19 protein-coding genes, 1 tRNA gene and 1 other RNA gene are annotated in these 22,287 nt (G+C 66.3%); 11 read left to right on the top strand and 10 right to left on the bottom strand.

The features are described from left to right. Positions 1–104: 104 nt before the first annotated feature. A complete protein-coding gene (locus tag CPBF1521_RS02025; RefSeq protein ID WP_115675742.1) occupies positions 105–1,526 on the bottom strand; it encodes an HlyD family type I secretion periplasmic adaptor subunit in 1,422 nt (473 codons plus the stop codon). Next, entirely contained in the window at positions 1,523–3,688 is a 2,166-nt protein-coding gene (locus CPBF1521_RS02020; protein ID WP_115675741.1) for a type I secretion system permease/ATPase, read from the bottom strand. The genes CPBF1521_RS02025 and CPBF1521_RS02020 overlap by 4 nt, the downstream gene beginning before the upstream one ends. Positions 3,689–3,853: 165 nt before the next feature. On the opposite strand from CPBF1521_RS02020, the gene CPBF1521_RS02015 reads away from it, so the two are divergent. Continuing rightward, on the top strand, positions 3,854–4,096 hold the full coding sequence (locus tag CPBF1521_RS02015) for a hypothetical protein (protein ID WP_115675740.1): 243 nt from the start codon (positions 3,854–3,856) through the stop codon (positions 4,094–4,096). Between the two features lie 383 nt (positions 4,097–4,479). Here CPBF1521_RS02015 and CPBF1521_RS02010 read toward each other — a convergent pair whose 3' ends face one another. Together CPBF1521_RS02010 and CPBF1521_RS02005 are read right to left on the bottom strand one after the other, a co-directional pair. Further along, positions 4,480–5,664, bottom strand: coding sequence for a tyrosine-type recombinase/integrase (locus CPBF1521_RS02010; RefSeq protein WP_115675739.1), 1,185 nt, complete (start codon positions 5,662–5,664; stop codon positions 4,480–4,482). 162 nt (positions 5,665–5,826) lie between these two features. After that, positions 5,827–5,903 (bottom strand) — tRNA-Arg (locus CPBF1521_RS02005). A 229-nt stretch (positions 5,904–6,132) separates the two neighbouring features. Here CPBF1521_RS02005 and ubiA point away from each other — a divergent pair. Beyond that, on the top strand, positions 6,133–7,038 hold the full coding sequence (gene ubiA, locus CPBF1521_RS02000; protein ID WP_104649108.1) for a 4-hydroxybenzoate octaprenyltransferase: 906 nt from the start codon (positions 6,133–6,135) through the stop codon (positions 7,036–7,038). Between the two features lie 111 nt (positions 7,039–7,149). Here the strand turns inward: ubiA and CPBF1521_RS01995 are convergent, their stop codons facing one another. Continuing rightward, positions 7,150–7,875, bottom strand: a complete 726-nt coding sequence (locus CPBF1521_RS01995) for a ComF family protein (RefSeq protein WP_181901072.1) — start codon at positions 7,873–7,875, stop codon at positions 7,150–7,152. A gap of 49 nt (positions 7,876–7,924) precedes the next feature. On the opposite strand from CPBF1521_RS01995, the gene bioB reads away from it, so the two are divergent. The 5 genes from bioB (at position 7,925) to bioC (ending at position 13,277) form a co-directional block, all read left to right on the top strand. Further along, a complete protein-coding gene (gene bioB / locus CPBF1521_RS01990; protein WP_115675737.1) occupies positions 7,925–8,959 on the top strand; it encodes a biotin synthase BioB in 1,035 nt (344 codons plus the stop codon). 97 nt (positions 8,960–9,056) lie between these two features. After that, complete coding sequence (gene bioF, locus CPBF1521_RS01985) at positions 9,057–10,262, top strand: 8-amino-7-oxononanoate synthase (protein ID WP_115675736.1); 1,206 nt, start codon at positions 9,057–9,059, stop codon at positions 10,260–10,262. A 275-nt stretch (positions 10,263–10,537) separates the two neighbouring features. Further along, positions 10,538–11,299 carry a pimeloyl-ACP methyl ester esterase BioH gene (gene bioH, locus CPBF1521_RS01980; RefSeq protein ID WP_115675735.1) on the top strand — a complete coding sequence of 254 codons (762 nt, stop codon included), beginning with the start codon at positions 10,538–10,540 and terminating at the stop codon, positions 11,297–11,299. A 43-nt stretch (positions 11,300–11,342) separates the two neighbouring features. Beyond that, complete coding sequence (locus CPBF1521_RS01975; RefSeq protein ID WP_115676484.1) at positions 11,343–12,125, top strand: SDR family oxidoreductase; 783 nt, start codon at positions 11,343–11,345, stop codon at positions 12,123–12,125. Positions 12,126–12,392: 267 nt separating this feature from the next. Continuing rightward, positions 12,393–13,277, top strand: coding sequence for a malonyl-ACP O-methyltransferase BioC (bioC, locus tag CPBF1521_RS01970; protein ID WP_115675734.1), 885 nt, complete (start codon positions 12,393–12,395; stop codon positions 13,275–13,277). 170 nt (positions 13,278–13,447) lie between these two features. Here bioC and CPBF1521_RS01965 read toward each other — a convergent pair. Next, positions 13,448–13,523, bottom strand: a non-coding RNA gene (locus tag CPBF1521_RS01965) — sX9 sRNA. Between the two features lie 95 nt (positions 13,524–13,618). On the opposite strand from CPBF1521_RS01965, the gene lpxO reads away from it, so the two are divergent. Beyond that, positions 13,619–14,524 carry a lipid A hydroxylase LpxO gene (gene lpxO, locus CPBF1521_RS01960; RefSeq protein ID WP_016903250.1) on the top strand — a complete coding sequence of 302 codons (906 nt, stop codon included), beginning with the start codon at positions 13,619–13,621 and terminating at the stop codon, positions 14,522–14,524. Between the two features lie 270 nt (positions 14,525–14,794). On the opposite strand, the gene CPBF1521_RS01955 is transcribed toward lpxO, so the two are convergent. The 3 genes from CPBF1521_RS01955 to CPBF1521_RS01945 all read right to left on the bottom strand — a co-directional run bounded on the left by CPBF1521_RS01955 (position 14,795) and on the right by CPBF1521_RS01945 (position 16,856). Continuing rightward, entirely contained in the window at positions 14,795–15,214 is a 420-nt protein-coding gene (locus CPBF1521_RS01955; RefSeq protein WP_115675733.1) for a nuclear transport factor 2 family protein, read from the bottom strand. A gap of 80 nt (positions 15,215–15,294) precedes the next feature. Beyond that, the gene (locus tag CPBF1521_RS01950; RefSeq protein WP_104649188.1) at positions 15,295–15,912 is read right to left on the bottom strand and encodes a YdcF family protein; all 618 of its coding nucleotides are present in this window, start codon (positions 15,910–15,912) and stop codon (positions 15,295–15,297) included. Next, positions 15,897–16,856 (bottom strand): pyridoxal-phosphate dependent enzyme, encoded by a 960-nt coding sequence (locus tag CPBF1521_RS01945; RefSeq protein WP_104649102.1) that lies wholly within the window; start codon positions 16,854–16,856, stop codon positions 15,897–15,899. The genes CPBF1521_RS01950 and CPBF1521_RS01945 overlap by 16 nt, the downstream gene beginning before the upstream one ends. Positions 16,857–17,013: 157 nt before the next feature. Here CPBF1521_RS01945 and CPBF1521_RS01940 point away from each other — a divergent pair, with 157 nt between their 5' ends. The 3 genes from CPBF1521_RS01940 (at position 17,014) to CPBF1521_RS01930 (ending at position 20,906) form a co-directional block, all read left to right on the top strand. Further along, the gene (locus CPBF1521_RS01940; protein WP_047124571.1) at positions 17,014–17,493 is read left to right on the top strand and encodes a hypothetical protein; all 480 of its coding nucleotides are present in this window, start codon (positions 17,014–17,016) and stop codon (positions 17,491–17,493) included. A gap of 578 nt (positions 17,494–18,071) precedes the next feature. Continuing rightward, positions 18,072–19,976, top strand: coding sequence for a tRNA uridine-5-carboxymethylaminomethyl(34) synthesis enzyme MnmG (mnmG, locus tag CPBF1521_RS01935; RefSeq protein ID WP_115675732.1), 1,905 nt, complete (start codon positions 18,072–18,074; stop codon positions 19,974–19,976). A 219-nt stretch (positions 19,977–20,195) separates the two neighbouring features. Then, a complete protein-coding gene (locus tag CPBF1521_RS01930) occupies positions 20,196–20,906 on the top strand; it encodes a DUF2490 domain-containing protein (RefSeq protein WP_115676483.1) in 711 nt (236 codons plus the stop codon). A 131-nt stretch (positions 20,907–21,037) separates the two neighbouring features. Here the strand turns inward: CPBF1521_RS01930 and CPBF1521_RS01925 are convergent, their stop codons facing one another. Continuing rightward, a complete protein-coding gene (locus CPBF1521_RS01925) occupies positions 21,038–22,006 on the bottom strand; it encodes an alpha/beta hydrolase (protein ID WP_115675731.1) in 969 nt (322 codons plus the stop codon). Positions 22,007–22,287: the final 281 nt, after the last annotated feature.

Here is a 22,287-nt window from a genome sequence, read left to right as displayed (position 1 = left end):
GTAAGCAGGTGTAGACGGTAGAAATTTTTAAGGCCGTTCCGCAAAAATATTTCCACGAAAAAAATCCCGAGTATAACTACGCCGGTGCCGCCCCCACATTGGCGTTATCTCTCTCTCAAAGATTCCGAGCCATGCATTCGCAGGGGACTCAACAAGTAATCAATTACCCGACGCTTTCCAGTTTTAACCTCAGCACTCAAGCTCATCCCGGCACTCATCCGCACCTTGACCCCATCGATCGCCAGCGTGCTGCCGTTCAATTTGATGCGTGCAGGAAACACCAGGCCCAGCTTTTCGTCGTGCGCGGCATCATGCGAGACGCTGGCGACCGTGCCGGTCAGGTAGCCGTAGCGGGTATAGGGGAAACTGTCGACCTTGACGGTGACCGGTTGGCCGGGACGCATGAAGCCGATGTCCTTGTTCAGGACGGTGACCTCTACTTCCAAGGCTTCTTCGGCAGGCACGACGACCAGTAACGGCTGTGCGGGCGTCACCACACCGCCCACGGTGTGCACGGCCAGCTGCTGGATAGTGCCGTCCACGGGCGCGTGCAGGGCCATCAGCTTGTCGCGCTGGCCGGTCTTGGCAACGTCCTGGGTCAGTTGGCCGGCTTGTTCGCTAGCTTGGCGCAGCGCGTCCAGCGCTTGCTGGCGTGTGTCGGTAACCAGCACGCGCAATTCCTCTTGCGCTGCGCTGATGGCCGAGCGTATTTCCTGCAGGCGATTACGCTGGGTGGCGAGCTGGCTTTCTGCGGCGATGCGTTCCTGTTCGCGTAACAGATAGTCGTGGCGGCCGACGTACTTGCCTTCGACAAGGCGGGCGTAGTCTTCCGCGCGCACCTTGGAAATGCGTGCGGATTCGGCCAGCGGTGCGATGGCGTCCTGGGTGGTCTGCAGTTCGGCCTGACGTTGGGCGATGCTGGCTTGGAGGTTATGCAGGCGGGCCTGGAAGGCATCGAATTGGCTACTGACCAGTTGCTGCTCGTTGGCGACGCGCTCTGCGGGTAGATCCGGTGCCGCGCCCAGCTGCGGTGGCTGCCCGGTGGCGATGGCGGTTGCCAGGGCGGCCTGACGCAGCGCGGCGAGCCGTGCATTGATCAGGGCATCGCCGGCCTGGGCAAATTCGGCACCGGTGGCGGTGGCATCGAGTTCGACCAGCAACTGGCCCTTCTTCACCGCTTGTCCGTCGCGCACCAGGATCCTGCGCACGACTGCCGTCTCTGCGGTCTGCACCACCTTGGTTCGCGAATCGACCACGGTCTTGCCGGGTGCCACCGCGACGATGTCGAGCTTGCCCAGGCATGCCCACAGCAGCGCCACACAGAAGAAGCCGATGATGATGCGCATCGTCCAACGTGCGGTGGGCGAGACCGGCGTTTCGGTCAGCTCAAGATGTGCGGGCAGGAATGCACGCTCATCGGCGCTGCGCTCGGGCGGGTCGAGCTGGCGGCGCACCGCCCAGGCCGATTTGAATATCTTGAGGTAGCGGAGGAAGAAATCGCGCCATCCCTGGAGCAGGTGCTTCATGGTGTCCCCTGTTGCAGTCTGTATAGATGCGCGTACTGGCCTTCCGGACGGTCGACCAGCTCGGCATGCGAGCCGCTCTCGACAATGCGCCCCTTCTCCACCACGACGATGCGGTTGGCCTGCCGTACGGTAGACAGGCGATGGGCGATGATCAGCACGGTGCGGCCCTTGCAGATCGTGCGCATGTTGCTCATCACCGCGTGTTCGGACTCGTAGTCCAGCGCACTGGTGGCTTCGTCGAGAATCAGGATGCGTGGGTCGCCGATCAGTGCGCGTGCGATCGCGATACGCTGGCGCTGCCCACCGGAAAGACCGGTGCCATGCTCGCCGACCTTGGTGTCGTAGCCCTCAGGCAATTCAAGGATGAAGTCGTGCGCGCCGGCCAGCTTGGCGGCGTTGATCACTCGCTCCAGCGGCATGCCGGGATCGGTCAAGGCGATGTTCTCGCGCACGCTGCGGTTGAACAGGAAGTTTTCCTGCAACACCACGCCCAGCTGCCGGCGGAGCCATGCAGGATCTGCCAGCGCCAGATCCTGCCCATCGATCAATACCCGCCCGCGCTCAGGCGTGTAGAGCCGCTGCACCAGCTTGGTCAAGGTGCTCTTGCCGGAGCCGGAACGGCCGACGATGCCGATGATCTCGCCCGGGCGGATATCCAGCTCGATCCCGTTGAGCACCTCGGGTGCATCCGGCCGATAGCGGAACGTGACCCGCTCGAATGTCACCTGCCCACGAATCGCCGGCAATGCCAGGCGGCTGCCCGGCACCTCGGTGCGGGTATTGAGGATGTCGCCCAGCCGCTCGACCGAGATACCGACCTGCTGGAAGTCTTGCCATAACTGGGCCAGCCGGATGATCGGTGCGGTGACCTGGCCCGACAGCATATTGAAGGCGATCAACTGGCCGATCGACAGCTTGCCTTCCATCACCAACTTGGCGCCCCAGAACAGCACTGCCACAGCGGTGAGCTTCTGCACCAGTTGCACACCTTGCTGTCCCAGGGTGGCGATGCGGGTGACGTTGAAACCGGCGCTGACATAGCCGGCCAGCTGGTTGTCCCAGGTACGGGTCACGCGCGGATCCACAGCCATCGCCTTGACCGTGCCGATACCGCTGACCGTCTCCACCAAGAACGATTGGTTGTCGGCGCCACGCGCAAACTTGTCGTTCAAGCGCTTGCGCAGCACCGGGGTGATCAGTCCAGAGATCGTGGCGTACAGCGGCAAGGACAGCACCACGATCAAGGTCAGCCAGCCGCTGTACCAGAACATCACCGATAGAAATACCACCGTAAAGAACAGGTCCAGTACCGAGGTGAGCGCCTGCCCGGTCAGGAAGTTGCGGATGTTCTCCAGCTCGCGGACACGCGCGATGGTGTCCCCGACCCGCCGCGACTCGAAGTACGCCAACGGCAGCGACAGCACATGCCGGAACAGCCGCGCACCCAACTCCACGTCGATCTTGCTGGTGGTGTGTGCGAAAACATAGGTGCGCAGGCCCGATAGCAGCACATCGAACACCGCCATCGAGACCAGCCCGATCGCGATGACATCCAGGGTGGTCAGGCCGTTATGCACCAGCACCTTGTCCATCACCACCTGATAGAACAGTGGCGTGATCAGCGCGAACAGCTGGATGAAGAACGAGACGATAAAAACCTCGATCATCAACTTGCGGTACTTGACCACTGCCGGAATGAACCAGCTGAAGTCGAACTTGGCCAGGTCGCCGAGTACCGAAGCCCGGGACGCGACCTGCAACAACCGCCCCCGGTAACGCGCTTCGAATTCGGCGGGCGAGATGGAGCGCGGCCGTTTTTCGACCAGATCGTGGATCAGGACCTGGTCCGCGCCAACCTTGGCAACGATAAAGGCGTCGCCATCCGGCACCAGGGCCAAGGCCGGTAACGCGGCCATGCCGATCCGTACGGCCGGCTGGGAAACGACTTTGGCTTTAAGACCCAATTGCTTGGCAGCCAGCAGCAACGTGGTTTCGTCGAACGGCTCGCTGCCTCGGCCAAACCCATGAGACAACTGCACCGCGTCGGCGGCAACGCCATGAAATTGCGCCAGCAGGACCAACCCCTGCAGTCCCAGATCCGGTCGGTCTTGCACCGACGAGCCGCCCTCGACTAACGAGAGCGACGCACTTCCCCCTGACATAAAGCGATCCTTGCTAAGAGCCGGCGGGCTCAAGTGACGGCATAGCATCCGAGGACGTTAAGAAGCTGTCAACCACCCTGTTCCCTGCTTCGCGCATAGATCCTCAATCGGTGCGGCAGCCTGCATATCAACACCTGATACGGAGGCTCTTGCATCGACGAAGTTATGACCGCTGTGTCTGGCGGCCTTTTCATCTGGAAGCTCGTCCTGCCCAACCGTGCACTCGCCCGCCTCACTGCAGTGGAAATCAACCCGGAAGGCCCAGCAATTCGCCTGAGCTACCCGGGCCTTGGCATGCACGCCGACTACATGAATCCCGAGCAGCGGCCGATCGTAGCGTACGCCCACGAACCCGAGAGCTTCAATATCCGCTTTGAGGGTGGTCAGTTCCTTACCCGAAACTGTTGAACACCGATGCTTGGGTGGCCTCCAGTAACGCAATGCCGGTATTACGACCCAAGGTCAACTGAGAAATCCTGATTATGCTAAAGGTGTAATTGCGCCTCTGGCATCACTACTGTGACTCTTAGTAAGCGCGAAGCACGCAATACATCCGCCGCCGGCTCATCGACTGGACTGGACCTAGCCTCGCCGCTCCAGGGCAACCGGCGAGATCAGCAACAAGCGATCGATTACCTTCATAGGTCTTGCCTGCAAATTCGTCCTTGGACGTCCAGTGTGCCATCTCGATGTAGCGTCGGTTACGGTGACAAGACGGCTCGACACGCGCGGGCAGATCTGACACGCGCTTTCTGCTAGAAACGGCTGACGCCGCCCAAATCTGAACTTGCCTACCGCTGTATCCGTAGACCGTCTAAATAGTCGGCCCACGCTTGCATCAACTTTCGGCGCTCGGTGAGATGAGCTGTGCGGTTGTATGCCCTGCCGTTTGGGTCACGCACAGCATGCGCGAGCTGGTGTTCGATGTAATCAGGGCGGAAGCCAAGCACCTCATCCAGAATCGTGCGAGCCATCGCACGAAACCCGTGACCGGTCATCGTCTTGGAGTCGAACCCCATCCGCCTCAGGGCAGCATTTATAGTGCTATCGCTCATCGGCCTTCCCTTCCCATGGAGACTAGGGAACACGAACTCATTGCTTTTGGTGATGGGCTGAAGCTCACGAAGGACATCAACTGCTTGGGAGGCCAGCGGCACAATGTGGGGAACACCTGTCTTAGTGGCAACGTAACGCCACTCGCCAGCTTCAAGATCGACGTCTGCCCACTTGGCTGTCCGCAGCTCGCCTGGCCGCGCGAAGACTAAGGGCGCCAGCTTTAGGGCAGCGCGCACAACGGGACTTCCTTCGTACCCCCACAAGGCCCTCAGCAGCGGCGCCACCGCAGCAGGCTCCGTCAGGCTGGCGAAATTCTGCACCTTTGGGGTCTCTAGCGCCCCAAAAAGATCGGCAGCCGGGTCGCGCTCAGCCTTGCCTACGGTAATGGCATATCGAAACACCATACTGGCAATACCTCGAGCTCGATGAGCTGTCTCAATGGCCCCGCGCGTTTCTATCTTGCGCAGGACAGCTAGAAGTTCCGGCGCAGTTATCTCAGCGATAGGCCTATCGCCCAGATAGGGGTTGAGGTCCTTCTCGACGATCCTGCCATTGCGTTTCATCGTCAGGACGGAATTCTTCTTGCCATGCAGGGCCAGGAGTTCTGCCACGACAGCTGCAAAGCTCAGCTGAGAACGATCCACCCGAACCAGCCTGTCGACCCTTCTCTTCTCACCTGGGTCGATGCCTGACCGAAGGACTTTGCGTGCTTCCAGATGCTGCGCTCGCGCCTCTGCCAAGCTGACCTCTGGATACATCCCCAATGCCAAGCGCTTCTCCTTGCCGCCGTATCGATACTTCCATCGCCAGAGTTTGGCACCAGTCGGCGAGATCTCGACATACAGGCCACCGCCATCAAACAGTCTTACGGGCTTGCTGGAGGGCTTCGCGCTACGTACTGAAGCATCACTCAGGGGCATGGGGGCATCCGTATTCGCACTGGGGGCTGGTGCCCCCATCTATGCCCCCGATCAGCCTGGATTTCAATGGATCAGGGTGGACCCAACAGGACGTGCGGGCAACAAAAACCCCTGATTTCTCAGGGGTTTTGGACTTTCTTGGATGTCCCTGGATGGTTCATCTGGTGCGCCCGGAGGGATTCGAACCCCCGACCAATGGCTTCGGAAGCCACTACTCTATCCGGCTGAGCTACGAGCGCCTGATCGGGCATTATGCCAGAACCGCCGCCGCGCGCGTGACCCCGCAGCGCAGGCCTGCCGAACGACCGGGCACCATTGCGTTGCCGACCTGGGCTCGCCCGGATGCTGCGCCCACTCCTGCCCGGCCTGGCGCGGCACCGGGCAGCCGCCTGGGAGCCCGGACGATGCACTGCGCGATCACCGGCCAGCGCATGACCGCGGCCAGGCCGCACTGCTACCCTTTGCAGCATGAGCAAGCATGGTGTTGAACAGCTGCCGACAGCGCCCGCGCTGACCTGGCCGCAGCGACTGGGGCAGTACTGGAAGCTGGTCCGCGGCGATCGCCCGATCGGCAGCCTGTTGTTGCTGTGGCCCACCTGGTGGGCATTGTGGCTGGCTGCCGATGGCCTGCCGCCGCTGTGGACGCTGTTCGTGTTCACCGCCGGGGTCTGGTTGACCCGCTCGGCAGGCTGCGTGATCAACGACTACGCCGACCGCTGGCTGGACCCGCATGTAGAGCGCACCAAGTCGCGTCCGCTGGCCACCGGTGCGGTGTCCGGGCGCGAGGCGCTGTGGGTGTTCGTGGTGCTGATGCTGGTGGCGTTCGCGCTGGTGCTCACGCTCAACTGGCTGACCGTGGCGCTGAGCGTGCCGGGCGTGTTCCTGGCCGCCAGCTACCCCTATCTCAAACGCCATACCCACCTGCCCCAGGTCTATCTGGGCATGGCCTTCGGCTGGGGCATCCCGATGGCGTTCGCCGCGGTGCAGGGCAGCGTGCCATGGCTGGCCTGGCTGCTGTACGCGGCCAACATCCTGTGGGCGACGGCCTATGACACCTGGTACGCCATGGTCGACCGCGAGGATGACATCCGCATGGGCAGCAAGTCCACCGCCATCCTGTTCGGCAGGTTCGACCTGCTCGCGCAGGGCCTGCTGTATGCGTCGATGTTTGCGGCACTGGCACTGGTCGGCCTGCGTGCCGGTCTCGGCATCGCGTACCTGGCAGGGCTGGGCGTGGCCGCGCTGCTGGTGGCCTACGAATTCCGGCTTGCCCGCCACCGCGAACGCGGCCCCTGCTTCCGTGCCTTCCTGCACAACAACTGGGTGGGCCTGGCGATCTTCGTCGGCATCGCCGCCGCCCTGGCAATGCGCTGACCCGCAGACGGGCAAACCACCTCGGCTTAAGCCCCTCTCCCAGCGGAGAGGGTCGGGGTGAGGGTACGGGCGAAGCCCATGGTGCAGCTCACAACCCGCGGCCCACCAGCCTCACGGCACCCGCGCACACACCCACGCATCCACCCGCTGCACGCCGGCCCGACGCAAGGCCTGCGCCGCCGCATGCAGCGTCGCACCGGTGGTCATCACGTCATCCACCAATGCCACATGCGCCGGCAACGCGCCACGCGCCACGAAGGCGCCGCGCAGGTTGCGCTGGCGCTCGGCCGCATCCAGCTCCGACTGCGGCGCGGTCGCGCGGACCCGGCGCAGCAAGGGCAGGCAGGGCAACCGCAGCGCGCGCCCGAGCGGTCTGGCCAGCTCCAGCGCCTGGTCGTAACCGCGCTGGCGCAGGCGCTGCCGATGCAGACTCACCGGCACCAGTGCCTGCGGACGCGGCAGGCCCGCACACGCCTTGACCATCAACTCGCTGAGCAGACGCCCGGCGGCCAGATCCTGACGAAACTTGAAACGTCGCAGCAGGCCATCCACCGGCCAGCGATAGGTGAAGCACGCATGCACGTGCTGCAGCGGCGGCCGATGCTGCAGGCATTGCCCGCACAGCAGCGCTTCATCGGAGGCGGACAACGGCGTTGCGCAGCACAGGCAGGCGCGCCCGTGATCGGGCAAGGCTGCGCGGCACCACGGGCAGAGATCGCCGTCGGCAGTGCCGGCCTCGGCGCATACCAGGCACACGTTCGGCAGCAGCAGCCGCAACACCCGTCGCGGCCAGCTGTAAACCGAATGCACCTCATCGAAGTTGACAGCCTCTCGCATGCTCACCAGACTGCCTGGCTTCCAAGCCGCTGACTGTCAGGAAACCCCGATGTCTGTTGTCGTACGCCATGACTGGGATCGCAATGAGCTGCAGGCGCTGTTCGATCTGCCGTTTCCGGAGCTGCTGCACCGCGCCGCCAGCGTGCATCGCGAACACTTCGATCCGGCGGAAGTGCAGGTCTCCACGCTGCTGTCAGTCAAGACCGGCGGCTGCCCGGAAGACTGCGCGTACTGCCCGCAGGCGCAGCGCTACGACACCGGCGTGACCGCGCAGAAGCTCATGGAGACCGAAGAGGTCGTCGCCAAGGCGCGGCAAGCCAAGGCCGCCGGCGCCTCGCGCTTCTGCATGGGCGCGGCCTGGCGCTCGCCCAAGGAGCGCGACATCCCCAAGGTCGCGGCGATGATCCGCGAGGTCAAGGCGATGGGGCTGGAGACCTGTGCCACGCTCGGCATGCTCGACGCCGGCCAGGCGCGCGCGCTCAAGGACGCCGGGCTGGACTACTACAACCACAATCTGGACACCGCGCCGGATTACTACGACTCGATCATCCACACCCGCCAGTATCAGGATCGCCTGAACACGCTGGAGCATGTGCGCGACGTCGGCCTGAAGACCTGCTGCGGCGGTATCGTCGGCATGGGCGAAACCCGCGAGCACCGCATCGGCCTGCTGCTGGCGCTGGCCACGCTGCCGGCGCACCCGGACTCGGTGCCGATCAACCAGCTGGTGCAGGTTGCCGGCACGCCGTTGCACGGCACCCAGCAGCTGGATCCGTTCGAATTCGTGCGCATGATCGCCGTGGCCCGCATCACGATGCCGCATTCGATGGTGCGCCTGTCCGCCGGCCGCGAAGCAATGAGCGACGAGCTGCAGGCGCTGTGCTTCCTGGCCGGTGCCAACTCGATCTTCTACGGCGAAAAACTGCTGACCACCGGCAACCCGGACACCGAACGCGACCAGGCCCTGTTCCAGCGCCTGGGCCTGCGCCCGATGCAGATCACCGTCGACACCGCCGACCATGACCACCCGGGCACCGTGCATGCGGAGATCACCCGTAGCACGGCCTGCGAGCACGCTGCCTGACCGCGAAGCGAGCACCCGGCACCGATCGTCGGTGCCGGCTGGGCGCGCCGTGCGCGGCAGGCTACGCTAGCGCACCTTTCTGCCGCTGAACGCCCCCATGGCTCGCCCCGATCTGCACGAACGGATTTCGTCGCTGCGCACCTTGCGTGTGGCCCAGGAACGGGTGCGGGTACGGCGGCTGGTGGGCCGGCGCGATGGCGTGCGGCTGGAGATCGATGGCCGCTGGCTGACCGGCTTCTGCTCCAACGATTATCTGGGCCTGTCGCAACAGTTCGAAGTGGTCGCTGCGTTGCAGGACGCCGCCGCGCGCGATGGCGCCGGCGCCACCGCCTCGCACCTGATCTGCGGCCACCACACCGCGCACGAAGCGCTGGAGCGCGAGATCGCGCAGTGGCTGGGTTATCCGTCGGCCCTGCTGTTCGGCAGCGGCTTTGTCGCCAATCTGGCGGTGCAGCAGGCCCTGCTCAGCGAGGACGACGATGTCTGCGTGCAGGACCGGCTCAACCACGCCAGCCTGCTCGATGCCACGCGCCTGGCCGGCTGCCGGCTGCGCCGCTATCCGCACCTGGATGTGGAAGGCGCGATGCGTCAGCTCAAGGGCGCGCCCGAGGGCGCGGCGATGCTGGCCAGCGATGGCGTCTTCAGCATGGATGGCGATGTGGCCCCGCTGCGCGCGTTGAGCCTGGTGGCGCGCATGCAGCAGGCGCTGTTCTATGTCGACGACGCACACGGCGTGGGCGTGCTCGGCCCGCAGGGGCGCGGCTGCGTGGCCGATGCCGGACTGGGCGTGGCCGAGGTGCCGCTGCAGTTGGTGACCCTGGGCAAGGCGCTCGGTGGCTATGGCGCGGTCGTTGTCGGCGATGAAGCGCTGGTACGCCATCTGGCCGAAACCGCGCGCCCCTACATCTACACCACCGCGTTGCCGCCGGCGCAGGTCGCTGCAACCCTGGCGGCGGTGCGCCTGGCGCGTCGCGACGATTGGCGACGCGCCAAGCTGGTCGAGTCGATCGGCAGTTTCCGCGATGGCGCACGCCGGCACGGCTTCGAACTGATGGCCTCGGATACGCCGATCCAGCCCTTGCTGTGCGGCGAAGAAGCCACGGTGATGGCGATGTCCGCCGCGCTGGAACAGGCCGGCTTCCTGGTTGGCGCGATTCGTCCGCCCACCGTGCCCGAAGGCAAGGCGCGTCTGCGTGTGACCCTGTCCGCGCTGCATACGCCGCAGCAGGTGCAGGCCTTGATCGAGGCCATCGTGCAGGCGCGCGATGTGGTCAGTCGGCAGCCACTGCGTGCGTCGGCCTGAAGGCGACGATCAAGACGCTTGCCCAGCAGCCGGGCAGCGCCGCCGGTGCCCGGGATGGCACGGATCGCTCGACTGAGACCGCAGCGCTGCGCGCACAATCCACACCCAGCTGACACCTGATGGATCATTGGCGTTGCCACTGCCGCGATCAGGGTCATGTGCGCACGCAACGGAGCTGCTTCGGATCCCGGAGTCAACGCGCCACGTACAAGCGCCATGCGCCGACTCGGCACGGATCTGCGCGCACCGATTGTCCAATCGGCGACAATCCCCGCATGCATATCGATGTCATCGGCCACGGGCCTGCGCTGGTTCTTCTGCATGGTTGGGCGTTGCACGGCGGCGTGTTCGCGCCGCTGGTGGAACGCCTGGCCGCGCACCATCAACTGCATCTGGTGGACCTGCCCGGGCACGGTTTCAGCCGCGAGGACAGCACACCGCTGGCGCTGCCGGACGTGGTCGCCGGCATCGCCGCGGCCACCCCGCCGGCGGTGTGGGTCGGCTGGTCGCTGGGCGGGCTGTTCGCACTGCATGCCGCAGCCACCCAGCCCAAGGTGCGCGGGCTGGCGATGATCGCGGCCACGCCGCGTTTTGTGCGTGGCCCCGAGTGGCCCGACGCGGTCGAGCGCGAGGTATTCGTGCAATTCGGCCAGGACCTGGCGCGCGATTATCGCGGCACGCTGGAGCGCTTTCTGGCGCTGGACACGCTGGGCTCGGCGCATGCCCGCGCCGAGTTGCGCAGCCTGCGCGAGACGCTGGTGGCGCGCGGCGAACCAGCCGCCGCAGCGTTGCAGCAAGGTCTTGGCCTGCTGGAGCGCACCGACCTGCGCCGCGCGCTGCCGCAGCTGACACGCCCCAGCCTGTGGATTGCCGGCCAGCGCGACCGGCTGGTGCCGGCGGCCGGCATGCAGGCCTCCGCGGCGCTGGCTCCGCACGCGCAGGCATTGACCATTGCCGGTGGCGGCCACGCACCGTTTCTTGGCCACGCCGACCAGGTCGCCGAGGCGCTGCAACGCTTCGTTGCGTCCGTGCCGTGAACCGATCGTCGATCATGCGCCATCGCTGATCGAGGACACACGCATGGATCTGGGAATCGCCGGGCGCTGGGCATTGGTGTGCGCCGCCAGCAAGGGCCTGGGATTGGGCTGCGCAAGCGCGCTGGCCAGCGAAGGCGTCAACGTGGTGATCGTCGCGCGCGGCCGCGATGCCCTGGAGCAGTCCGCCGATGCGCTGCGCGCACTGCCGGGCGCCGGCGAAGTGCGCAGCGTGGCGGCCGATATCGCCACCCCGCAGGGACGCAGCGATGCCCTCGCCGCCTGCCCGCAGGTGGATATCCTCATCAACAACGCCGGTGGCCCGCCGCCCGGCGATTTTCGCCAGTGGGAACGCGACGACTGGCTGCGCGCACTGGATGCCAACATGCTGGCGCCGATCGAGTTGATCCGCGCCAGCGTCGATGCGATGCGCGCACGGCGCTTCGGCCGCATCGTCAACATCACCTCCAGTGCGGTGAAGGCGCCGATCGACATCCTGGGCCTGTCCAATGGCGCGCGTGCCGGCCTCACCGGCTTCGTCGCCGGGCTGGCGCGCAGCACGGTCGCCGACAACGTCACCATCAACAATCTATTGCCCGGCCAGTTCGCCACCGACCGCCTGCGCGGCAACTTCGCGGCAATCGCCCGACAGCAAGGCCTCGGCGCCGAAGAGGTCGCCGAGCGCAAGCGTGCAGGCATTCCGGCCGCACGCTTCGGCGAGCCGGACGAATTCGGCGCGGCCTGCGCGTTCCTGTGCAGCGCGCAGGCCGGCTACATCACCGGGCAGAACCTGCTGATCGACGGCGGCAGCTATCCCGGCACGTTCTAGGACGCGCCGGCCATGCCGATGGGTGTGGCCAATGCGGTGGCCGACGCGCTCGAGGCGGACGTTGCGGGCCGATGGTTGCGGCAACTGCGGCGGACGTTCCGGTTGCTTCAACGACGCGCTCGTCGAGATACCCTGCCGGTCCATTGCGGTCGCCATGCTGTCGCTGGCGGACCGACCGCTTGCACTGCTCCGGGCCGATCGCCAGTCCGCACCCGCACCACACATCGATTCCCTCCGCCCCGGCCACAGGCGACAATAGCGCCGCTCATGAACAGTACTTTCGACCCCCGCCACGTCCGGCGCGCCTTTGCGCGTGCCGCCAGCAGCTATGCCGCCGCCGCCGCGCTACAGCGCGAAGCCGAAGCGCGCCTGCTCGAATCGCTCGACTACCTGGGCGACCAGGTGCCCAAGGTGGTGCTGGATATCGGCGCCGGCCCCGGCCATGCCAGCGCCGCGATCAAGAAGCGCTGGCCCAAGGCGCAGGTGATCGCGCTGGACCAGGCCATGCCGATGCTGCGCCAGGCGCGCAAGGCGGCGGGCTGGTGGAAGCCGTTCGCGCAGGTCTGCGCCGATGCGCGCGCCTTGCCGGTGGCCGACGGCAGCGTGGATGTGATCTTCAGCAACCTGTGCCTGCAGTGGGTGGAAGACCTGCCGGCAGTATTCGCCGGTTTCCGCCGCGCGCTGCGGCCGGGCGGCCTGTTGCTGTGCTCCACCTTCGGCCCGGAGACACTGATCGAATTGCGCGAGGCCTTCGCCCAGGCCGACCCGGCCCCGCATGTCAGCCGCTTCCCGCCGATCGCCCAGTTCGGCGATGCCTTGCTGATGTCCGGCTTCCGCGACCCGGTGCTGGACCGCGACCTGTTCACGCTGACCTACAGCGACCTGCCCGCGCTGATGCGCGAACTGCGCGCGATGGGTGCCACCAACGCGCTCAGCAATCGCCGCGCCACCCTGACCGGGCGCGGCCGCTTTGCCGCCGCCAGCGCCGCCTACGAGCCGCTGCGGCGGCCGGACGGCACCTTGCCCAGCTCCTGGGAAGTGATCTATGCCCATGCCTGGGCACCGGCACCGGGCGCGCCCATCCGCGAACAGGGGCATGACGTCGCCAGCGTGCCGGTGGCCTCGATTCCGATCCGCCGCCGCATCGACTAGCGACGGTGCAGATCGCCGGCAGCACCGCAGCCGCTGCCGGCGAGACACACAGTTTTGCGACCACACCAATGCCGACCTGTCAGGCTCGGTCCCGACACCCGGTAGAATTCAGCAGTCAACGGCCGCAGGTTCCTGTTGCGGCTCACCTTGTTCAATGCCTCAACCAGCGTGGCTCGCACTACGTCGCAAGCGATCGCCAGGTGGCTGCAGACGGCGCGCAGGGACCGCCGTGTACGCGTGATACATGCAGGTTCCGAGCACCGCCAGCGCCCGCCCGGCCGTTTGTCGTTTTGATCGCCGCGCTGATGGTTGCGGCCCCCGCCCCCCAATTGGTCTTCCCAATGTTGAAGTGGCTCATCATCGCGCTGTTCATCGCATCGGCGCTGTACATCCATTACCGCGGTCGCGTGCGGCACCGGCTCAGCCGGCAGCTGCTGGACCATTCCACCTTCATGGCGCCGATCAACACGCTGATGTATCTGTGTTCGCGGGTGCCGACCACACCGTTCATCGATCCCGGCAAGGAATTCCCGGAACTGGCGCCGCTGCGCGCCAACTGGCCCCTGATCCGCGATGAAGCGGTGGCGCTGCAGCAGATGCAGAAGATCCGCGCCGCCGACGGCTACACCGACATCGGCTTCAACTCGTTCTTCCGCCGCGGCTGGAAGCGCTTCTATCTGAAGTGGTACGGCACCGCGCACCCGTCGGCGTCCGAGCTGTGCCCGCAGACCACCGCGCTGCTGAAGTCCATCCCCACGGTCAAGGCCGCGATGTTCGCCGAGTTGCCGCCGGGCAGCGAACTGCGCCCGCACCGCGACCCGTTCGCCGGGTCCATGCGCCTGCACCTGGGTTTGGCCACGCCCAACGACGACCGCTGCTTCATCGACGTCGACGGGCAGCGCCACAGCTGGCGCGATGGCGAATGGACGATGTTCGACGAGACCTACATCCACTACGCGCGCAACGACACCGACCAGGACCGCATCATCCTGTTCTGCGACATCGAGCGCCCGATGCGCTGGCGCTGGGCCGCGGCGGTGAACCGCTTCGTCGGCCGCAGCCTGCTCTCGGCCGGTGCCTCGCCCAACCAGGAAGGCGACAAGACCGGCGGCATCAACCGCGTGTTCCGCTACTTCTATGCCGCGCGGCTGAAGGCCAAGGCGCTGAAGGAGCGCAACAACCCGCTGTACCAGACGCTCAAGTGGGGCATCTTCATCCTGGTGGTGGTCGGGATCGTGCTGCTGTAACCCGGACCACCGCGCAGGAGCGCGCTTGCGCGCGATGGGGCGTTACCGGTAACACCCATCGCGCCCGGGTGCGCTCCTGCGCAGGTCTGGCTGCCCATGCCGATCGGTCCAGGCAAGGTATGCACCGCGTCATGCCGCAACGCCGGAGTCATGCCACAACACCGAACCCACCACGTAGGAGCGCACCCAGGCGCGATGAGGCGTTACCGCAATGCCTGGTCGCGCCCGGGTGCGCTCCTACGCAGGGCTGGCCCGCGCCGATCGATGCACTCAGCGCGCCACCTGCGCGATCCATTCCTGCAGGTTGTAGTAGTTGGTGACACGGGTGATCCTGCCGTCGTGCACAGTGAAGAATGCACCGCCCGGCAGCACGTAGGTCTGCCCGTTGGCCTCCGGCAGGCCTTCGTCGGTGGTGTGGTAGACCCCGTGCACCACGTACTCGGCACCGACCCGCGTGCCGTCCTCGTTGGCGGTGACCACGACATCGCGCAGCTGCTCGCGGTAGCTGTCGTTCATGCGTTGCAGGAAGGCGGCAAATGCCGCCCGGCCGATCTCGCGCGGGCCCTGATTGAGGTCGTGCGCGACATCGTCGGCCAGGAACGCCAGCATGGCATCCCAATCGCCGCGGTTGAATGCGTCGTAATAGGCCTGGACCAGGCCGATGGCGTGTTGCCGATTGCGCTCGCTCATGCTCGCACCTGCCGCTGGGAAAGCCGCATCATAGAGCGCGTGCTGCGCTTGGACACGCCTGCCATGCAGCACACCCGGCCTCAGGCGCCCTGCACCACCAGATCGCGGTGGAAGTAATAGACCTCCTGCAGCAGGAAGCGCCAGCTGGTGTGGAAGCTGCGAAAGCGCGTGCTGGGCGTGGAGGAGGCCAGCGCGTCCACCCCCAGCTCCTGGCTCAGCCGCAGCGCGCGCGCCATGTGCAAGGGGTCACTGACGATGATCGCCCGGTGCATGCCGTGCCGGTCCATCAGCGCGCGCGCCTGTTGCAGATTCTGCCGGGTGGTGCGCGAGACCGTCTCGATCACGATCGCTTCCGGCGGGACGCCGTGGCGTAGCGCATAGCGCCGCGCCACCTGCGATTCGGCAAAGCGCGCGCCGTTGCCGAAGCCGCCGGTGAACAGCAGCCGCGGCGCGTAGCCCTGCGTGTACAGGTCCAGCGCATGCCGGATGCGCTCCTCGAACACCGGCGAGGGGCGCGCGTCGTAGGCGGCCGCACCCAGCACGATGATCACGTCGGCCGGCGCGGCCTGGTCGCGATCGCCGACCCAGACGATCCAGCCGGCCACGCCCACCAGCCAGATCAGCGCCAGCATGCACAGGCGCCAGCACCAGCCCCACAGACCGATCCCGCGCGAGCGCCTGCTCACGCCGCGGCCCAGGGCAGCGCGTCCAGGTCGACATTGCCGCCGGACAGGATCAGCCCGACCCGCCGCCCGGCGAAGCGTGCCGGGTCGGCCAGCACCGCCGCCAGCGCAATCGCCGAGGACGGCTCCACGACCTGTTTGAGGACCTGCCAGATCAACCGCATCGCCTGCACCACCGCCGCATCGTCCACGGTGATCACCTGAGCGCCGGCGGCCTGCAACAGCGCGAAATTCGGCGCGCCCAGGGTGCCGCGCAGGCCGTCGCAGAGCGTGTCGGGCACGAAGTCGACCAGGCGCTCGCCAGCCGCCAGCGAGCGCGCGGTATCGGCCGCCCCGCTCGGCTCGGCCAGCACCAGCTTGCAGCCCGGCGCCGCTTGCAGCGCCAGCGCAGTGCCTGCCGCCAGCCCGCCGCCTCCGACCGGTGCCACCAGCACGTCCAGCCCGCCGCTCTGCCGCAGCAGCTCCAGCGCGGCGGTGCCCTGCCCGGCGATCACGGCCGGGTCGGTATACGGATGCACCAGCGTCGCGCCGCTGCCGGCCTGGACCTCGGCACACATCTGCTCGCGCGCCGCGATGGTGGGCGCGCAACGCCACAGCGTGGCGCCGTGACGGGAAATATTGGCCAGCTTGGCGGCCACCGCGCCTTCGGGCACCACCACATGGCAGCCGATCCCGCGCGTGCGCGCGGCAAGCGCCAGTGCGGCGCCGTGATTGCCGGACGAATGGGTGACCACACCGCGTGCGGCAAGCCCGGCCGGCAATGACCACACCGCGTTGCAGGCACCACGGAACTTGAATGCGCCGCTGCGCTGCAGGTGTTCGGCCTTGAAGAACAGCTGCGCGCCGCAGAGGGCGTCCAGGCTGTGCGCGGTCAGCAGCGGTGTCGGCGCGCACTGCGGCGCGATGCGCGCAGCGGCTTGCAGGACGTCGGAATGGGCAGGAGGGACCGTCTCGATCATGCCTGCAAGATTAACGTATCGTCCCCGCCTTCACGGCTGCAGGCGCACTGCCCGCGCATGCTGGATCGATGAAGAAGCGCCACATTGCGGCACAGTTAAGGACCGATTCAAAGCATCGGCTCGAAAGTGACACCATGGTTGCAGGAGGGCACCATCGATGAAATTCCGTCTGATCTTCGCCGCCGGGCTGTTGGCCCTGGGCGGCTGCGCAACGTACGACTACACCGGCGCTGGGTCGGGCGGCTATTACCGCGGCGCGCCCGCGGTGCAGTACCGCTACCCGCCGGGGTACTCACCGTATTCCTACGGCAGCCCGTACGGCTACCCCTATGGTGCCGGGTCGATCGGGCTGTACGACTACCCGGTGTATCCGGTCTACCGCGGCGGTGGCGGCTATTACTACCGCCAGAACGATCGACGCCCGCAGTACCGGCCGCCGCGTCCGAATGGCTCGTTCTACGGCCCGCGTCCGAACGGCCCCCGCCCCAACGGGCCGCGCCCGCAGCAACCCAACCGCCCCCCGGCGACCGGTGCGCCGCCGTCGCGGCCGCCGCCACGCATCGGTGCACCACCGCGGGTGATCCGTGAGATTCAACGGCAGACCGCACCCCGCAACACACGCCAGCAGATTCCCTGAGTGGCTGACTGCGACGTGGCCCACAAATGATGATGTTGGGGGCTTGCGTTCAGCCGGCACTTGGTCGCAAGCTAGGTGCTCTGTGTGACCCGCCACGTCATTTTTTGACCTGACTCGCTTCACTGACCGACTTATGTCGATGTCCGACAGGGAAATCTGGATCCCCCCTGTTCCGGCCCTGTCGGATATCGGCGCCTCCAATGCATAAAGCCCCGGCATGCCGGGGCTTTATGTTTTTGTCTTCCGCTCTGCCGTACCTGTGGGCATCCCAACCCGGAAGGCGGGCTTGCGGCCGGCATGGATTCCGGAAAAAAAATAAGGGTCGGCAGTCCCCCGACTACCGACCCTTACGCGACCCCGTCGCACGCGTGGCTGGCCCCTGTTCCAATTCCAGCCTTGCGCCCATGTCGCAATGCCACGACGGGTGCAGTAGGGATATCCGCACGGAACATGCCAACTTGAGGGTCAGCATTCGATAATGTGATGTAAGTCACACTTTTACTGGTTTCGTGACCTCAACCGCCCTTCAGCCGATACTTTCGCGGCCGCCAACCTTCTTCTGCTCCTGGTCCACGCTCATGTCCGACTCCTTCTATCGCTACGACGTCATCGTGATCGGCGGCGGCCATGCCGGCACCGAGGCGGCGCTGGCGTCCGCGCGCGCCGGTGCCCGCACCTTGCTACTGACCCACAACATCGAGACGGTGGGCGCGATGAGCTGCAACCCGGCCATCGGCGGGATCGGCAAGGGCCATCTGGTCAAGGAGATCGACGCGCTGGGCGGGGCGATGGCACGCGCGGCGGATCAGGCCGGCATCCAGTGGCGCACCCTCAATGCCTCCAAGGGGCCGGCGGTGCGCGCCACCCGCTGCCAGGCCGACCGCAACCTCTACCGCAATGCGATCCGCCGCATCGTCGAGACGCAGCCCAACCTGACCGTGTTCCAGGCGGCGGTGGACGATCTGATCATCCACCACGGCGCTGCCGAAGCCGACAGCGTGCGCGGCGTGGTCACCCAGACCGGGCTGCGTTTCGAAGCGCCGGCGGTGGTGCTGACCGCCGGCACCTTCCTGGCCGGCAAGATCCATGTCGGCGAAACCCAGTACGCGGCCGGGCGCATGGGCGACCCGCCGGCCACCACGCTGGCCGCGCGTCTGCGCGAGCGGCCGTTTGCGATCGACCGGCTCAAGACCGGCACCCCGCCGCGCATCGACGGGCGCACGCTCGACTACGGCGTGATGGCCGAACAACCCGGCGACGATCCCCTGCCGGTGATGTCGTTCATGGGCCAGCTCGGCGATCACCCGCGCCAGGTCAGCTGCTGGATCACCCAGACCACCGAGCAGACCCACGACATCATCCGCAGCGCGCTGCATCGCTCGCCGCTGTATTCGGGGCAGATCGAAGGCATCGGCCCGCGTTACTGCCCGTCGATCGAAGACAAGGTGGTGCGCTTTGCCGAGAAGACCAGCCACCAGATCTTCGTCGAGCCCGAAGGCCTGGACGTGGCCGAGATCTATCCCAACGGCATCTCCACCTCGCTGCCGTTCGACGTGCAGCTGGCGCTGGTGCGCTCGATCCACGGGTTTGCGCAGGCGCACATCACCCGCCCCGGCTATGCGATCGAATACGACTTCTTCGACCCGCGCGGGCTCAAGGCCTCGCTGGAAACCAAGGCAGTGGGCGGGTTGTTCTTCGCCGGCCAGATCAACGGCACCACCGGCTACGAGGAGGCCGCCGCCCAGGGCCTGCTCGCCGGCCTCAATGCCGCGCGCCATGTACAGGGATTACCGGCGTGGTCGCCGCGCCGCGACGAGGCCTACCTGGGTGTGCTGGTGGACGATCTGATCACCCATGGCACCACCGAGCCGTATCGCATGTTCACCAGCCGCGCCGAATACCGGCTGCAGCTGCGCGAGGACAATGCCGATGCGCGCCTGACCGGCGTCGGCCGTGCCATGGGCCTGGTCGACGATGCGCGCTGGGCGCGGTTTGCGGCCAAGCAGGAGGCGGTGCAGCGCGAAAGCGCGCGCCTGTCGCTGCTGTGGGCGACCCCGGGCAATGCGCTGGGCCGCGAAGTGGCCCAGACCCTGGGCGTGGCAGTGAGCCGCGAAACCAACGTGCTGGACCTGATCAAGCGCCCCGAACTCAACTACGCCACGCTGATGCGCGTGCCGACCCTGGGGCCGGGCGTGGACGATGCGCAGGTGGCCGAGCAGGTGGAGATCAGCGTCAAGTACGCCGGCTACCTGGATCGCCAACGCGACGACATCGCGCGCCAGCAACGCCACGAAACCACGCCGATTCCGGAAGGATTCGATTATGCCGGCGTGCGTGGGTTGTCGATCGAAGTACAGCAGAAACTCGAACGCGTGCGCCCGCAGAACATCGGCCAGGCGCAACGCATTCCCGGCATGACGCCGGCGGCCATCTCGCTGCTGCTGGTGCATCTGGAACGGGCGCGCCGCAGCCAGGTGGCGTGAGTGCGCGCCGATGCACTGACACGTTGATGTCGGCGGCTTGATCGACCCCATCGCTTTACACGCCGAAAATGCGTGGATGCTTGTCAACCGATGTCATGGCGCGACTCCATGTCGCCGCATGCGAAGCAATGCGCCGGTATCGCACGGGCGATGCCGGGAAGCTTGATGGAGGTCGCGACCGAGTTGGTATGCTCCGGCACCACTGACGACATCCTGACCATGAACCCACTGCGCGCGCTGCTGTCGGCAACCTACCGAATCGCCTGCCCCGCCCTGCTGCTGATGCTGGGCGGCACCTCGCAAGCGGCCGCGCAGACCGAGGAAGACGGGCGTTACTGGCTGAGCGTGTATGCCCAGGGCAAGCTGCCGGTCGAGAACCTGTACTGGAGCATGGATGTGCATCCGCGCTGGCGCGAAGAGGGCGAGCAGTTCGACCAGTTGATCCTGCGTCCCGCGGTGTTTTACCGGTTCACTCCCAAGGCCAGTGTCTGGATGGGTTACGACACCATCATCAGCCACCCGGCCGGGCAATCCTCCAACCGCGAAAACCGCTGGTGGGGCCAGTTTCAATATCAGTTCGATCCGATTGCCGACATCACCATCACCAGCCGCACCCGCCTGGAGCAGCGTCACCGCGAAGGATTCAGCGAGGAAGGGTATCGGGTGCGCCAGATGATCAGAGCGGTCCGGCCCAGTGCGTTGTCTGCACAACTGTCGTGGGTGGCGTTCAACGAACTGTTCGTCAATCTCGATCAGACCGAATGGGGTGCGCGACGCGGCCTGGACCAGAACCGCGTCTTCGTCGGCATCAACTGGAAGTTCAACGACGTTGCCAATGTCGATGTCGGCTATCTGAACCAGTTCGTCAATACCAGCACGGTGGACCGCGAAAACCACGTGCTGATGACCACCTTCCGCTTCAATTTCTGAAGCGTGATGGGCGGCCGCAAGGCTTGCGCGGCCACCGGCTCGGCCGGGGCTTCCCGACGCCGGTGACCTGCATGCGCGAGTGGCTGCAGTGCCGCGGCAGCGCGCGCATGCACGCCTGCCGCACGCATGCCTTACGCCGCCCTGCGCTCGACGGCAGGCAGCAAGCGCTGGCGCAGTAGCAGTGCCGCCATCTCCAGCGTTTCGTCGGCGGCGCGCAGGACCCCACCCATGTTGATGAAACCGTGGATCATTCCGGGAAAGCTGTGCAGGGTGACTTCCACGCCGGCCGCGCGTAGACGTTCGGCATAGCCGCGTCCTTCGTCGTAGAGCATGTCGCGGTCGCCCACGATGACCAGTGCGGGCGCAACGCCGGCCACCTCCGGCACCAGCATCGGCGAGACGCGCCAGTCCTGTGCAATGGCAGGATCGGGCAACAGATGCCGGTTGAAGAAGCGCACCGCCTCGGTGGTCAGTGGCGGCAGGCCGGCGTTGTGCGATCGCGACGGATACTGCCCGTTGTCCTCGCGCGCATCGGTGAGCGGATATACCAGCACCTGGCAGCGCAACGCGATCCCGGCGTCGCGTGCGGCCAGCGCCGCGACCGCGGCCATGGCCCCGCCGATACTGTCGCCAGCCACTGCCAGGCGCTGTGCATCGGCACCGACCGCATCGGGTTGGGCAACCAGCCAGTGCAGGGTCGCCAGCACGTCCTCCACGCCCGCCGGCGCGGGATGTTCCGGCGCCAGGCGATAGTCGACCGCCAGCAGCTGGCAGCCGGCACGCGCCGCCAGTTGCCGGCAGACATCGTCATGGGAGTCCAGGTCGCCCACCACACCGCCGCCGCCGTGCACGAACAGGCAGGTCGGTGCAGGGCCGCCGGCTAGCCCTGGCGGGCGATACAGGCGCAGGCGCACCGGGCCGGCCGCGGTATCGGCCTGCAGATCGCGCACCTCGGCCATCTCCACGCGTGGAAAACCCATCTGCGCGCCGAGTGCACGCATCATTGCGCGGGCACCCTCGATTGGCAGGGTTTCCATCGGTGGTTGAGCGGCGTGTTGAAGCTGGGCAAACAGGCGCGCGACATCGGGATCAAACGACATGACGGACTCTCCAGGAGACGATGGCTGAGCCTGCCAGATACTTATGATCAATCACCATCGACCGTCATCAATCATTTCAATGGCGTTGCCGACTATGCGCCGCAGCGCCGCAAAATCCGGTGCTGCCGACGCATGCAGCCGCAGTGGCGGTGTCCAGCAAATGGTCGCCGCGATCGGGCGTCGCCGGTTTTTTGCTGCACTGCAACGCATCTACGCGCCTGCACCGGCGCGCACCTGTGCGATCTCCTGCGCGCTGCATGCCGGCAGCGCTGTCGCTGTCG

This window comes from Xanthomonas euroxanthea (assembly GCF_900476395.1).
GTDB lineage: Bacteria > Pseudomonadota > Gammaproteobacteria > Xanthomonadales > Xanthomonadaceae > Xanthomonas > Xanthomonas euroxanthea.
This window is presented reverse-complemented; position numbering and strand designations above follow the sequence as displayed.